Raw genomic sequence first — 14662 nt, forward strand, 5'->3', positions numbered from 1 at the left:
TTTTATTCAAATTATTATTTATATTACTTAGTTTAAAATTGGAATTTATGTTTTACAAATCAATATACATTCTGCTAGCATTTTTCCTACAATTACAGAACTATTGATTATATTAAATCCTTTTTTGCGGATAAATTCTACATATTCATCAGACGTCCACTTATGAAAAGTATGAAACCCGATTATTTCCATTAATCGAATTAGTATCTTATTAATTTTTCCATTATATACAAATGTTGGTGCAATCAGCAATCCTCCTTCTTTTAATACACGCCTAATTTCTGTTAGTGCTTTATCAGGATTAGGCATAATATGAAGAGCATTTGCAATAACTACTGTGTCAAACCGTACATCCTCGTATGATAGGTTCGTTGCATCCTGTACATTAAAAGTAACAGGTAAATGAGATACTCTTAACTTTGCTTCTTCAATCATGTTCTCTGAAAAATCAGTTGCTTCCCAACTAGCTACTTTTTTACATAGTGGAAATGTAAGTTGTCCAGTTCCACAAGCCAATTCTAACACCTGCATATTATTATTCAACGATTTTGATATAATTTCACATAATTCTCGGTAAAGTTTTATATTTTTTCTTTCCTGCATTGGCGTATACAATTTGGCAACCTTTTCCCAAAACTTTTTATTTGTAACTTTTCTACCCATACTATTGCATAGCCTTCTTTCCTAAACACTTACAAATTACTATTTATATTACTTAATCTCAAAATCATTACAAAATCTTGATATTCCTATCCTCGTAAATATCCTTCTATCAACAGTTTCTTATATCAATAACAGATATTCTTTACCATTACTTCGGGAATGAATTGGCTAAAGCCCAAACCTACTGTAAGTGTACATTCCATGTTATGGTTCAACTGTCTTTAAGTGATGCATATTGCAACCTTGCTCCTATTTGATTAAGCATTCTTTTATCAGCAGTTACTTATATCAATAATAGATATTCTTTACTATTACTTCGGGAATGAATGGGCTAAAGCCCAAACCCACTGTAAGTATACATATCATGTTATGGTTCAACCCCTCAAATGATTTAACAAAATCCACACATTGTTTATTTAAATACATATCATGTTATGGTTCAACGCAAAAGATGCAACACCAGTTACAACTACGGTCGGATTTAAATACATATCATGTTATGGTTCAACAGTAGAGAAATTTTAGAGTTGCAATATAGAGTTGCATTTAAATACATATCATGTTATGGTTCAACTAAACCATTAAAAAATCTTAAGTCATACTATGATTAATTTAAATACATATCATGTTATGGTTCAACTTAATTATTCTGTTAAAAAGTTCTCTGATGAGTCTTATTTAAATACATATCATGTTATGGTTCAACAACTTCTATTAATTAACTCATTACAATATTCTTCACATTTAAATACATATCATGTTATGGTTCAACTAAAATAAATAGTAATAGCACTATTGATTTACAAGCATTTAAATACATATCATGTTATGGTTCAACTTTTTCATGTAAAGAAAAAGAGTCGTTTAATTTATAATTTAAATACATATCATGTTATGGTTCAACCAGCTGAACAATTATATCATACTGGTAAATTAAAGACATTTAAATACATATCATGTTATGGTTCAACTGGTGGATTGGTATAAACAAGAGTGGGGTATTTGAATTTAAATACATATCATGTTATGGTTCAACTAATATTTATAATGATTATATTGAAGCTATAACAAAATTTAAATACATATCATGTTATGGTTCAACTAAAAATTCACTTATTGTATAAAATATAATAATACTATTTAAATACATATCATGTTATGGTTCAACATTACAACCTCTACAACTATCCAGTTTGGATTTTCATTTAAATACATATCATGTTATGGTTCAACCAATATTTTAAGAGACCAATTTCAGAATTAATTGGATTTAAATACATATCATGTTATGGTTCAACATGTTATTGCTGCTATCTTAAATTATCCAAAAGAATTTAAATACATATCATGTTATGGTTCAACCCGCAAAGTACATGGCAATGTTTGGCTATGCTTTAATTTAAATACATATCATGTTATGGTTCAACCAGTTAGTGCATATAATTATATTATTAATCAAAAATATTTAAATACATATCATGTTATGGTTCAACTAATATATAAAGGTGTTAAATCTGGAGAAATAAATGATTTAAATACATATCATGTTATGGTTCAACTGAAGAAAAAGCATATTGGTTAGGTTTTGTTTGGTGATTTAAATACATATCATGTTATGGTTCAACGTTAAAGAAAGTAATATTAAAACAAATGGTTAATTAATTTAAATACATATCATGTTATGGTTCAACAATCTAATACAAGGCAATGGTAATAATTCTTTTACATTTAAATACATATCATGTTATGGTTCAACTGGTTGAAGTTAAAAGGAACTATATACAAGTTGATTTAAATACATATCATGTTATGGTTCAACTATTATGTAGTATTAAATACTACATCTTGTAACATATTTAAATACATATCATGTTATGGTTCAACTAATACAAAATAGCCATTCTTTATTTTCATTATAATCCTTAAAGTATTGATAATAAAGAGTTTAGCTAAAATTTTTCCAACCGTTTTTGATTTTTTGCAATTTCAAAAACAAAAGTGCTTTAAGCTGTTGGATTTGAATTGCTTAAGGCACTTTGGTTTTATAAGTTGATTGGAAAAATGTTTTTAATCTTAGCTCAATATAAAATTTATTCAATAAAGCCTTTTGTCTGCATTTTTTCTGAATTACAGAAGAATGCCATACCTGTTTTCATTTTTCTAAGATTCAATTTTTTATAAAAAGCTTCTTTCCCAGATAAATTAAGTATAAATGCTTACGCTGCGTAAACAAGTCAAATTTTAATTTAACCTTGAGCATAATTTTTACAGCCTTTTATTTTATAAAATTTACATACTTTTTTAGTATCTACATGAATTTTTCAAGTACATTATTTGAAGCTTTCATAATGTATTATTTCTTCTAATTTTTTTCGAGGACGTGCCTTTGGTTTTTCATCTGGATAGCCAAGTGTAACAACTCCAACTACATATTTATCAGATGGTATATTTAAAATTGGTCTTATTTCATTTTGCACAAGCCACCCAACCCAACAAGTACCTAACCCTAAATTACAAGCTTCAAGAAGTATATGTTCTATTGAAATTGATGTATCCCTAATTATCTGCTTCAACTCCTCTTGTGGACTATTTTCATCTAAAGATATATTTTTTCCAACTATTCTAGAACTTATATCTGCTGCACATACAATAAAAACTGGAGCTTTAAGCATCCATTTTTGATTATGGCATACTTCCGATATTTTTCGTCTATTTTCTTCAGATTTTACTATAATAAAGTGCCACGGCTGAGTATTACTTCCTGATGGAGCTAATCTTGCACTTTCAATTAATTGAAGTATTTTTTCATTTTCAACTTCTTTGCAATCATATTTTCTTATGCTTCTTCGTTCTCTAATTTCACTAATCATGTTATTCCCCTCTCAATATAATTAATTTTTAACTTACTTCATTCCCGTTGAGCCGAAACCACCGCTATTTCTATCAGATGATGATACTTCTTTAACTTCTTTTATTGAAACTTTTATAACAGGTTTAATGACCATTTGGGCTATTTTCATCTGTTTTTCAACCTTAAATGGGACTTTTCCATGATTTATTAATATAACACCAATTTCTCCCCTGTAGCCTTCATCAATTGTTCCTGGGGAATTTAAAACTGTTACAGAATTTTTTAAAGCTAGTCCACTTCTTGGTCTTACCTGAGCTTCTGTATTAGCAGGAAGTTCTATAATAATACCTGTTTTTATTAAAGCAGTCTGTCCTACATCTATAATCTTTTCCTCAACAGAAAACAAATCCATTCCTGCATCACTTTTGTGTGCATATTCAGGTAGTTTAGCTTCTTCATTTATTCTTTTTACTTTAACTTCCATCATTGTTTTTCCTCCATTTAAATCAACTTCTTTTAAATTATAACAAATAAACTACCTCTGGGATACCCCAGGGGTAGTTTATATAAAGAACATAACGATCTACCTTGCACCAATACAGATAACTATACCCGTGCTGATGGTTCGTTCGACTATGTAAGATACCTTGATAGCTACACATAACCACTACGATACCCTGCATAATCTTAGCTCGACCCACATAAGATAAGTTGAAATTCTATTATAATCAAAACCTTTGTGAAACTTTAAAATTATTGACCATAATAAAACCCTTTCTTACCTTATGAAATCTTTCCTCCGACTATACATAAGCCTTTCAACCCATATATAATCTTTAGTCGACCCATATATACCCCTTTACAAAAGCGTATATAAGTCTTCGCTCAACCGTTATGTTCCTTACGCTATTTAATATACCTAATATACAAGAAGTCATACAATGTAAATTTATCCATAAAGCATTTTGGAAAAAAGTTTATTGATGAATAATATTAAATCCTAATGTTAAAGCTAAATCATGTTACTATTTATAATTTTACTGAAAATATTTATAGTTTATAGAATATTAATGCTGTGAGATTGAAATGAAAGGAGATAGATTTACTGTAATGGAAAAGTTACTATGGGCATTCATCGTTGGTGGTGGAATATGCGTTATAGGACAATTAATGATGGATGTATTTAAACTTACGCCTGCACACACTACATGTACTTTGGTAGTAATTGGAGCTATTTTAGGCGGTTTTGGATTATATGAACCTCTTGTTAAGTTTGCAGGTGCAGGTGCTTCAGTACCCATAAGCAGCTTTGGCAATGCCCTGGTTAAAGGTGCATTATTTGAGGCAGAGCAAACAGGTGTAATAGGAATTCTAACAGGAATATTCAAAATAACTAGTGCTGGAATTTCATCTGCTATAATCTTTGCATTCATTGCAGCATTGATATTTAAGCCTAAAGGTTAATCTTCAAATATGGAGGGAGAAGGAAATGGCAGTTGGCTCGAAAGTAAAGCAAACATTAGCAAGTTTAAAAGGCGTAGAAAGCACATTAAGATTATATTCCCTACAAAGTGCAAATGAAGAAGAAAGAATGGTCTATAAGAAGGCTCTAAAAACAGCAGAATCAGTTATTCAGGATTTAGAATATAGAATAAAAGAAATAGAGTTTGAAGAACCCCAATATAAGGGTAACTAAGGAAGAAAAAATTCATGCAAAGTTGGGTTACAGTGCTGTTAAGGACCATAATTGTATTTTTTGTAGCACTAGCAATAGTAAGACTTATGGGTAAAGGGAGTATATCAAGAGCAGCGCCATTTAAATTTGTAAGTTATATTGTAATTTCTATTATCATTTCTCTTGTTTTATTAGGTTTGGTAACAAGTGTATCCCATTACCTCATTATCCTGGTTACTTGGATTATACTAACTTTTGTCTTAGATTATCTCTCATTAAAGAGTAAGTGGTTTCATGACTTTATCAATGGAAAAGAAACAGTATTAATTAAACATGGTAAAGTTATGGAAGAACATTTAAAGGAAGTAAGATTTACCGGTGAAGAACTTTTAAGAGAATTGCGGTCAAGAAATGCTTTTAATTTAGCAGATGTAGAGTTTGCTGTTATGGAAACCACTGGCGAGATAAATGTTTTACTAAAGTCAGATAAAAAGCCCATTACACCGCATGATTTACAAAGGAAAGTTGCTCCTTTATCTGAGCCTCAAACTATAATATTAGATGGGACAATTCTTGATGAACCCCTGTCAACTAGAGGATTAAATCGAGAGTGGTTAAATGCTGAACTGTCAAAGGTTGGAGTAAGCAGTGATAATGTTTTTATTGGTCAAGTAGACTCTTCAGGTGATTTGTTTATTGACCTGTTTGATGATGCCATACAAGTTAATAAACCTCAGGTAAAAGAGCTGCTGTATGCAAGTATTTCAAAATGTCAAGCTGATCTTCTAACTTTTTCATTAGAAAGTGATGATCCTAAAGTTAAAAATATGTATTCTGTGAATGCCAGAAAGCTCAAAAAAATGATGGATAAATTAGAAGCATATTTATTACGCTAAAAGGTGGTAGTATAATGTCAAATAAGAAAAAGAAAAAGCTTACCCCTACTCAGCAGGAATATCAAAATTTTACAAAGGACATGGAACCTAAGCGGCATGTTTTAAAAAATTGTATAAGGGCATTTTTTGTTGGGGGTTTTATATGTACAATTGGTCAATTACTTCAGTGGTTTTTCATGAAATATTTTAACTTTACAGAGAAGACTGCAGGAGATCCTGCCACAGCAGTTTTAATTATAATCGCAGTTTTACTTACTGGCTTTGGAGTCTTTGATCATATTGCACAATGGGCAGGAGCAGGTACTGCTATTCCAATTACAGGATTTGCAAATACTATGGCGTCTGCTGCAATTGAACATAAAACCGAAGGATATGTATTGGGTGTTGGAGGAAATATGTTTAAACTTTCTGGACCAGTAATAACTTATGGGGTCTTTTCAGCCTTTGTTGTTGCACTAGTAAAAATAACTATAAAGTGGTTAGGTGGTATGTAAATGCTCAAAGGTCATCAAACATGGGTTTTTAACTCTAAACCAGTAATTATAGCCTCTGCTGCAGTAGGTGGACCATTTGAATCTAAAGGTCCATTAGCTGATGATTTTGATATTCTGCATGAAGATACTTGGTTAGGACAGGATAGCTTTGAAAAAGCAGAAAAAAAGATGATAGAACAAGCATGTGAAACAGCAATTAACAAAGCGAACATAAAAAAAGAGGATATTCAATTTTTTATCAGTGGAGACTTAATGAATCAAATTATATCTAGCAGCTTTGCTGCCCGCACTCTTGGGATACCATTCTTAGGTATTTATGGTGCTTGCTCAAGTGCTATGGAAGGTCTTGCACTAGCTTCTCAATTAGTTGACAGCAATTGTGCAAAATATGTAATAACATCTGCATCCAGCCATAATATGGCGGCAGAAAAACTATACAGGTATCCTACAGAGTATGGTGCCCAAAAGCCTCCAACAGCTCAGTGGACAGTAACGGGAGCTGGGGCAGGTTTGGTAGCTCAAAAAGGTACGGGTCCAAGAGTTGTTTCAGCAACCATTGGCAGGGTAGTAGATATGGGACTTACGGATCCTTTTAATATGGGAGCAGCAATGGCACCAGCAGCAGTGGCTACAATAGAAGCACATTTTAGAGATTTAAATATAGATCCATCTTATTATGATGTTATTGCAACTGGAGATTTAGGAAGTGTTGGACACGAAATTGCCAGTGAACTTTTAAAAAAGCATGGACTTGAAATTCCAAAAGAAATATTTACAGACTGTGGACTATTGATATACAAGGGAACTCAGCCTGTAATGGCTGGTGGGAGTGGATGTGGTTGTTCAGCTGCCGTTACTTATGGACATTTTCTTAAACGTATGCTGAAAGGAGAACTAAAGAGAATATTAATTGTTGCAACAGGTGCATTATTATCACCTCTATCCTACCAGCAGAAAGAAAGCATACCTTGTATTGCCCATGCGGTATCAATAGAAATATAAAATCATTCACTAATTAATTATAGATATATATTTAAAGAATGCTTGAAAGGAGGTGACAATTATGACAGTAGGAACACAGATGCAACAAGCTATTGCAGGCATACAAAGTGCTGCTGCAACAATGAAAACCTTTGCTCTAGAAACAGAGGATAAGAAAGCAAAACAAGATTTCCAGCAAATAGCTCAAAATCTTGATTGTGCACTAACAACACTAAAAGGAAGGCAAAAATATATTGAGCAGCAAGAACCTCAATATAAGCAATGTTAGATTATTCTTATTAAGACGCAAAAGAGGAGAAAATATTAATTTCTCCTTTTTTTATTGTGTTTTAACTATTTGAAATATGCACTAAAAACTTGGTACTTACTATTTACATAATCCATCCCAATGTTCATTGGATTCACTTAATTCCATTAAAGCTGCAGATTTATCTTTAGCAGTGATAGAAGCTTTAAGTCGATTAATACTTACAGTTAAGTTATGTATTTCACCTCTCTCACCACTAAATTGAATTCGTTTAGCAACAGTTTTCCAGGCTGTTTCTAATTTGCTCTCATTTTGCTCCGCTAATGTCCAGTCATCTGACATTACTGCTTTTGTAGTTGTTTCGAGATACTTTGGAACATTGTCCCAATCTCCTTGAGGGTGTTTAAGAAATCCACCACTAAGTGAAATTATAATCGACATTGCTATTATAGCTATAGGAGTAAATATAACAAAAAATCTTCTCATCATTATTCCTCCATTCATAATTTTTATAATTTAATATGCTGATTTTTTTCATGCAAACTAAAATACTAATATGGTCCTTTAAAATCTCCCACAACTATAGGCTTTTTTATCCTATCCTTATATTTGTCTACATATAGAGAACCTGATGCCTCATAGGTTGCTAGGAATACTTCAGAAGGGTCCTTTACTCCAAATTTCTTAAGTTCAGACATTAACCAATAACGATCACGATTTATTTGTTTTAAATTTAGATCCACTACTATTCCATCATAAATTAATTCTATCCCTAATCCTGTTTTAGACACAGGAATGTTCATATCTTTGGCTGTAACTGGCTGCAGCTCGGGTTTTTTTAAGACAGAAAGATCACCATTTGGTTCTAAGACTGCAAAGTGAACTTCATTTAAATCAAATATATCTTTACTTCTCAATTGCTGAAGTAAATTTGTGGTATTATATCTTAATTTACGCATATTATTTTCTAATATAACACCATTCATTATTAGTATTGTTGGTTCCCCTTCTATACATTTTGCGGCAAACCGTGATTTAGTTGTCAGCAAATCAACAGCTAAGCCAGCGACCGTCCAAGTAGTAAGTGCAACCCACTGCGGCCATATTCTACTCGATAAATCTAATGATATAGAAGCAGCCATTGACCCAATAGTAATTCCTAGTACATAATCGAAAAGAGTAAGCTGACTTATTTGCTTTTTACCTAGAAAACGTGCATATACTATTAATAATAAAAAAGCAACTATCGATCTTACAAGTGTTACAAGTCCTTCGTTCATTGATATTACCCCTATCTATTATATTAGTTTTTATGAATTTGAAATCAATTCATTTATCTAACACATATAAATAGGATAACTCATATATAAATTAATTATTCTAATGAGATAAAAATTAAACTGTAACTCATAATATAAAAAAAACAGAGGACAAAGGACAGAGGACAATTGACAAAAAAGGAGGATTTTTCTCCGCTATACTACGAAAAATCTTTAATAAAAAAACGACCATAGCCGCGTTGTTTCGCTTCGCTCAACTTCTTTTGGGCACAGCCCTTAACTAAGCTGCTTTATTATTAACTTTTTATCATTAAATTTTTATATAACTATACATTTTATGCGATAGCATATTAATATTATATACTTTAAAATTCATATGTTATCCCATGAATACCTTCATAATAAATAAATAAAAGAACATATCTAAATTTGATTTACACAAATCTAGGTACGTTCTCATGGTTACACAATGTTTCGCTGAAGCGAAACATTGCTAACTTGTATAAATTTAAAAATTCTTTTGCGTTAGCAAAAAATCAACCTTCTCTGTCCTATGTCCTCTGTCCTCTAAAAATGCTTAGCATTTTTTTATATTATTTACTTAAGTTGTTTAATCTTTCAATTACTTCTTCAAGCATTTGACTGTATTTCTTTCCTTTGTTCTTTTCTTCATCTACAACTTTTTGAGGTGCCTTAGCTACAAATTTTTCATTTGAAAGTTTCTTTTGTACCCTTTCAATTTCCTTTTCTAATCTTTGTTTTTCCTTATTTAATCTTTCAAGTTCTTTTTCAAGATCAATAAGTTCAAGTAAAGGCATAAATATTTCTGCACCTCTTGTAACAACTGAAACTACATTTTTAGAAATTCCACTTTTATCATCCAAAAATTCAACCTTGCTAGCTGATGCAATTTTTTCAAAATATGGTATACCATTTTGAAATGCTTGTTTTGCATTATTTTCAGTAACATATACCATAATTTTAGCTTTTCTTGAAGGAGGAACATTCATTTCAGTTCTAACATTTCTAAGTGATTTTATAGCTTCTATAATATATTCCATATCACTTTCAGCTTTTGGATCATCAATTTCTTCTCTGTATTCAGGCCATTTTGAAATTGTTATTGATTCATACTTTGTATTTAAATGAGTATATATCTCTTCTGTAATAAATGGCATTATTGGATGTAATAATTGTAAGCTTGTAGTCAATACTTCATTTAATACATTAAATGCCACTCCCTTAGCTTCTTGATTATCTCCATACATAACTGGTTTTACAAGTTCAATATACCAGTCACAGAATTCACCCCATATAAAGTCATAAATCTTTTGTGCTGCAATTCCAAGTTCAAATTTTTCTATGTTATCTGTTACTTCCTTTACAACTTTATTCATTCTAGATAATATCCATTTATCCGCTTCAGTATAATTCTTACAATCTTTATATTTATTCATCACATCTTCATCTAAGTTCATGAGAACAAATCTTGAAGCATTCCATATCTTATTTGCAAAGTTTCTAGATGCTTCTACTCTTTCAGGATAATATCTTATATCATTTCCCGGTGCATTTCCACTTATTAAAGTAAATCTAAGTGCATCAGCACCAAATTCATTTATTACATCTATTGGATCAACACCATTTCCAAGAGATTTAGACATTTTTCTTCCTTGTGAATCTCTTACTATACCGTGTATTAATACATGGTCAAATGGTATATCATTCATACAGTAAAGTCCAGAGAATACCATTCTTGCTACCCAGAAGAATATTATGTCGTATCCTGTAACAAGTGTATTATTAGGATAAAAATACTTTAAGTCTTGAGTTTGATCTGGCCATCCAAGTGTAGAGAAAGGCCAAAGTGCTGAACTAAACCAAGTATCAAGTACATCTTTATCCTGCTCTAAATTTTGACTTCCACATTTAGTACATTCATGCGGTGTATCGACTGATACAATAATTTCTCCGCAGTCTTTACAATACCATACTGGAATTCTATGCCCCCACCAAAGCTGTCTTGATATACACCAATCCTTTATATTCTCCATCCAGTTAAAGTATGTCTTGTCAAACCTTTCTGGCACAAACTTAACTTTTTTATTTTTTACAACTTCTATTGCTGGTTTTGCAAGAGATTCCATCTTTACAAACCACTGCTTTGAAATCATAGGTTCTACTACGCTTCCGCATCTATCATGACAGCCTACATTGTGGTCAAGTTCTTCAACACTTACTAAAAATCCTTGTTCTTCTAGATCTTTAACTATTACATCTCTAGCTTCATATCTATCAAGTCCATCATATTTAGTTCCAGGAAATTTAATTGTTCCATTTGGATTCATAATAATTATTTCTTCAAGATCATGTCTCTTTCCTACTCCATAATCATTAGGATCATGAGCTGGAGTTATTTTAACTGCACCTGTTCCAAATTCAAGGTCAACATAATCATCTGCTATAACTGGAATTTCTCTATTAACTAATGGAAGAATTAATGTTTTTCCAATTAAGTGTGTATATCTTTCATCTTTGGGATTTACTGCAACTGCAGTATCTCCAAGCATTGTTTCAGGTCTTGTCGTTGCTATTTCAAGGTATTCGTCGCTTCCAACTACAGGATACTTTATGTGCCAAAGATGGCCTTTTTCCTCGGTATACTCAATTTCAGCATCAGACAAAGCAGTTTGACATTTTGGGCACCAGTTTATAATTCTATTTCCCTGATATATGAGGCCATCATTGTATAACTTTACAAATACAGTTCTAACTGCTTTATTTAACTTTTCATCCATAGTGAATCTTTCTCTTGTAAAGTCAACTGAAGCTCCTAATTTTTTAATTTGCTTCCTTATTCTCTCTCTGTATTCATCTGACCATTTCCATACCTCTTTTAAGAAAGCCTCTCTTCCCATTTCCTTTTTCTTTAAGCCTTTTTTGAGAAGTTCTTTTTCGACTTTAACTTCTGTTGCTATACTTGCATGATCTTCACCTGGAAGCCATAATACATTGTATCCCTGCATCCTCTTTGTTCTTATAAGTATATCTTGAATAGTATCATCTAGTGCATGACCTAAGTGAAGTTTTCCAGTAATATTTGGCGGCGGTAAAACTATAGTATAAGGTTTTTTATTTTCATCATTGTTAGGTGTAAAGTATCCCTTTTCTTCCCAATTCTTATAAATCCTATCTTCAAACTCTTGTGGATCATATGTCTTTGCAATATTCTTCGATTCTTCCATATTTCTTCCTCCTTAACTTTATTTAAAACTCATAGTAACTATAACTATATTTTGCATAATAAAATAAAAAAAAGACCTTTCATCCAATAAAGGACGAAAAGCCGCGTTACCACCTTTTTTCCTGCAAAAATACAGGCTCTTAATCAAAATAACGGTTAAGAAAACCGATTCCACTTACTAAACTTCAGTAGAAAAACTCCAAAGCTACCTTCAAAGTAAATCTCATAGGAAGTCTTTCAGCTAACAAACTTCCTCTCTTTGTAAAAGATTATTACTTTTACTCCTCTTTTTCACAGTTTTATAAAATCTTTTAATTGTTAATTACTATTATAACTTTAATTTTTAAGCTGTCAAGTTCAATTTTAAAACATTTTATTCACAAAATGTTTTAAAAAAGTACATTGTTATTTCACAAATATGACATAGCAATGTAACAATTACCTTATATACTTGATGATAAAGCTTATAAAATTATAATAAGTCCCCCTTATTATAAAAAATAAGTACTGGCAATTATAATGTCTAGTGCTTATCTATATTATCTTATATTTAAATTCTTACATTTAAGAACCCTATAGTATTGACATATTTCAAGTTGTCAATTCCTATAGGGTAAAATTTTTTGACTTAATATTTATTGCGGTCTTTTATACATCCAGCTTCCTTTATTAAAGCCGCTTCCTCTATTTGACTGGAAATCTGTAAATGTGCTGTCCCAATCATCAACTGCCCACAATCCAGTACAGTCAAAGTTATAGTTAAGATAATCTATAAGATCATAATAACTTACATTATAAGTTTGTATTACAGGATATATAGGCTTGTCCAATCCAAGTTCTTTGTAAGAATTTATCATACCATCTACAGCGCCTTTCATTGACCACTGCATTTCACCCCAATAACATTGCGGTGCAGCAAAATCACAGTATTTATTAAATACTGAATAAGGTATATCCTCATGGAGTGTCGCTATAGGATAAGATGCATAACCTATTACTGCATCAGATTTTTCACTTCTTACAAGCTGACATACTTGTTCTGCCTGGTCTGTTTTACCTGCGACATCGTCTTCAGGATCAAAAATATAATAATCACTATTATTTAAAGCATCTATTATTAAATCAGCTTCAGCCTGAGGATAATTAAAGTAATTATAACCCCAAGTACCTACTGTAAACCCTGCATTTTTAAATTTTTTAACATACTTCAAAAAGTCATTTTTAAAGTTAACGCCGCCGCCACTTGGACTTGAACCTTCATGATATTTAATGCATACATTACTTATTCCAAGTGACTTTAACTTTGATATAAAGTTATCTATTCCACCATACGTATCTACTTGATTTTGAAGCTGCCATATCCATGCAAAAGTAGCATCAGTTTTACTCTTTGTAATATCTGGTGGTGCTAACGAATTTATTGTCAATTTTAAATTAACTTTGTTATGATATCCAGAAACACTGCCTTGATAAGTATAAGTTCCTGCCTCAAGTGATAGATCAAAAGCCTTGTCCCACGTAACACTTACTTGCTTTTTACTGCCGTCTGACATAGAAGCAGCCACTTGATCAGGTAACTTATAGCTGTCGCCCTTGTTTATAGATACATTAATATCATCTATTCCTGTTATTGTAAGTGCTTCCGTTTTAAAGGTAACACTTACAGAATTTTTAAGTTTTTTATTGTATTTTGATATCAAATTAGCATCTATACTTAATATGTATTCGCTGCTAGGATTATATTTTGATAAAGGAGCTATATTAATACAGCAGTCATTTTGGCTTAAAGTTATACTTATTGGTAATTCCTTATTAGTATTCTTTTCTATAATTTTTACACTATTTTTTGCAGCTTCTAAACCTACTGGCTGGCTGAATTTAACTTCCCACACTTTATTCAAAGGTACATTATTTAAGTCATCTGAATTTACTATCGAAGTTTGAGATGTACTTTTGGCAGTTGGAGAGTTAGATGTGCCTTGTGCCATCACTTTTGAAGTATCCTCTGTCGAAATAACTTGATCTTGTGATACACTAGAGACACTATCAGCTAGTACAAAATTATGTGAATTAAATTGGCATGCTGCAAAAATCATTACAGCTATAAAAGGATATTTTAAGTACTTAATCAATAGTTTCCCCCTCTTTCTATATAAATTAAAAATATTAATATACAATTTTAAACCTTGTCCAAATAATAAAACTTCAATATCTCCTCCCCTCAAAATACTATATACTGCATTTTAATATAAAATATAATAAAAAACATTTTACAATAACCTACATTTGATGAAATTATAAATTACTGTG

13 protein-coding genes, 1 pseudogene, 1 CRISPR repeat array and 1 other annotated feature are annotated in these 14662 nt (G+C 31.3%); of the genes and pseudogenes, 6 read left to right on the plus strand and 8 right to left on the minus strand.

Translation table 11 applies throughout. The features are described 5' to 3' along the window. Nucleotides 1-45: 45 nt before the first annotated feature. The 4 genes and pseudogenes from EBB51_RS10230 to dut form a co-directional block, all read right to left on the minus strand. Entirely contained in the window at nucleotides 46-663 is a 618-nt protein-coding gene (locus EBB51_RS10230) for a class I SAM-dependent methyltransferase (RefSeq protein ID WP_123054378.1), read from the minus strand. Nucleotides 664-1012: 349 nt separating this feature from the next. After that, nucleotides 1013-2547: direct repeats of the CRISPR family, unit length 30 nt; unit sequence ATTTAAATACATATCATGTTATGGTTCAAC. A 206-nt stretch (nucleotides 2548-2753) separates the two neighbouring features. Then, nucleotides 2754-2858, minus strand: a pseudogene (locus tag EBB51_RS13890) (GNAT family N-acetyltransferase); the annotation flags it as partial. Nucleotides 2859-2993: 135 nt separating this feature from the next. Continuing rightward, the gene (locus EBB51_RS10240) at nucleotides 2994-3533 is read right to left on the minus strand and encodes a nitroreductase family protein (RefSeq protein WP_123054379.1); all 540 of its coding nucleotides are present in this window, start codon (nucleotides 3531-3533) and stop codon (nucleotides 2994-2996) included. Nucleotides 3534-3566: 33 nt separating this feature from the next. Then, nucleotides 3567-4001, minus strand: a complete 435-nt coding sequence (gene dut, locus EBB51_RS10245; RefSeq protein ID WP_123054380.1) for a dUTP diphosphatase — start codon at nucleotides 3999-4001, stop codon at nucleotides 3567-3569. Nucleotides 4002-4624: 623 nt separating this feature from the next. Between dut and spoVAE the strand changes: the two genes are divergently transcribed. The 6 genes from spoVAE (at nucleotide 4625) to EBB51_RS10275 (ending at nucleotide 7849) form a co-directional block, all read left to right on the plus strand. Then, nucleotides 4625-4978 carry a stage V sporulation protein AE gene (gene spoVAE / locus EBB51_RS10250; protein WP_123055046.1) on the plus strand — a complete coding sequence of 118 codons (354 nt, stop codon included), beginning with the start codon at nucleotides 4625-4627 and terminating at the stop codon, nucleotides 4976-4978. Between the two features lie 25 nt (nucleotides 4979-5003). Beyond that, complete coding sequence (locus tag EBB51_RS10255) at nucleotides 5004-5210, plus strand: DUF1657 domain-containing protein (protein ID WP_123054381.1); 207 nt, start codon at nucleotides 5004-5006, stop codon at nucleotides 5208-5210. Nucleotides 5211-5224: 14 nt separating this feature from the next. Beyond that, a complete protein-coding gene (locus EBB51_RS10260; RefSeq protein ID WP_123054382.1) occupies nucleotides 5225-6085 on the plus strand; it encodes a DUF421 domain-containing protein in 861 nt (286 codons plus the stop codon). Between the two features lie 14 nt (nucleotides 6086-6099). Next, the gene (spoVAC, locus tag EBB51_RS10265; RefSeq protein WP_123054383.1) at nucleotides 6100-6579 is read left to right on the plus strand and encodes a stage V sporulation protein AC; all 480 of its coding nucleotides are present in this window, start codon (nucleotides 6100-6102) and stop codon (nucleotides 6577-6579) included. Further along, nucleotides 6580-7581: a stage V sporulation protein AD gene (gene spoVAD / locus EBB51_RS10270; protein ID WP_123054384.1), complete on the plus strand. Its 1002-nt coding sequence runs from the start codon at nucleotides 6580-6582 to the stop codon at nucleotides 7579-7581. It abuts the gene before it with no gap. A gap of 61 nt (nucleotides 7582-7642) precedes the next feature. Then, on the plus strand, nucleotides 7643-7849 hold the full coding sequence (locus tag EBB51_RS10275) for a DUF1657 domain-containing protein (protein ID WP_123054385.1): 207 nt from the start codon (nucleotides 7643-7645) through the stop codon (nucleotides 7847-7849). A gap of 99 nt (nucleotides 7850-7948) precedes the next feature. Here EBB51_RS10275 and EBB51_RS10280 read toward each other — a convergent pair whose 3' ends face one another. From EBB51_RS10280 to EBB51_RS10295, 4 genes are all read right to left on the minus strand, one after another. After that, nucleotides 7949-8314 (minus strand): DUF4363 family protein, encoded by a 366-nt coding sequence (locus tag EBB51_RS10280; RefSeq protein ID WP_123054386.1) that lies wholly within the window; start codon nucleotides 8312-8314, stop codon nucleotides 7949-7951. A 65-nt stretch (nucleotides 8315-8379) separates the two neighbouring features. Next, nucleotides 8380-9108: a DUF421 domain-containing protein gene (locus tag EBB51_RS10285; RefSeq protein ID WP_123054387.1), complete on the minus strand. Its 729-nt coding sequence runs from the start codon at nucleotides 9106-9108 to the stop codon at nucleotides 8380-8382. A 593-nt stretch (nucleotides 9109-9701) separates the two neighbouring features. Further along, nucleotides 9702-12353, minus strand: a complete 2652-nt coding sequence (locus EBB51_RS10290; RefSeq protein ID WP_123054388.1) for a valine--tRNA ligase — start codon at nucleotides 12351-12353, stop codon at nucleotides 9702-9704. 86 nt (nucleotides 12354-12439) lie between these two features. Beyond that, nucleotides 12440-12656: a binding site (T-box leader), on the minus strand. 331 nt (nucleotides 12657-12987) lie between these two features. Next, entirely contained in the window at nucleotides 12988-14484 is a 1497-nt protein-coding gene (locus EBB51_RS10295; RefSeq protein WP_243103831.1) for an Ig-like domain-containing protein, read from the minus strand. Between the last annotated feature and the right edge of the window lie 178 nt (nucleotides 14485-14662).

It is taken from the genome of Clostridium sp. JN-1, assembly GCF_003718715.1.
Taxonomy (GTDB): Bacteria; Bacillota; Clostridia; order Clostridiales; family Clostridiaceae; genus Clostridium_AV.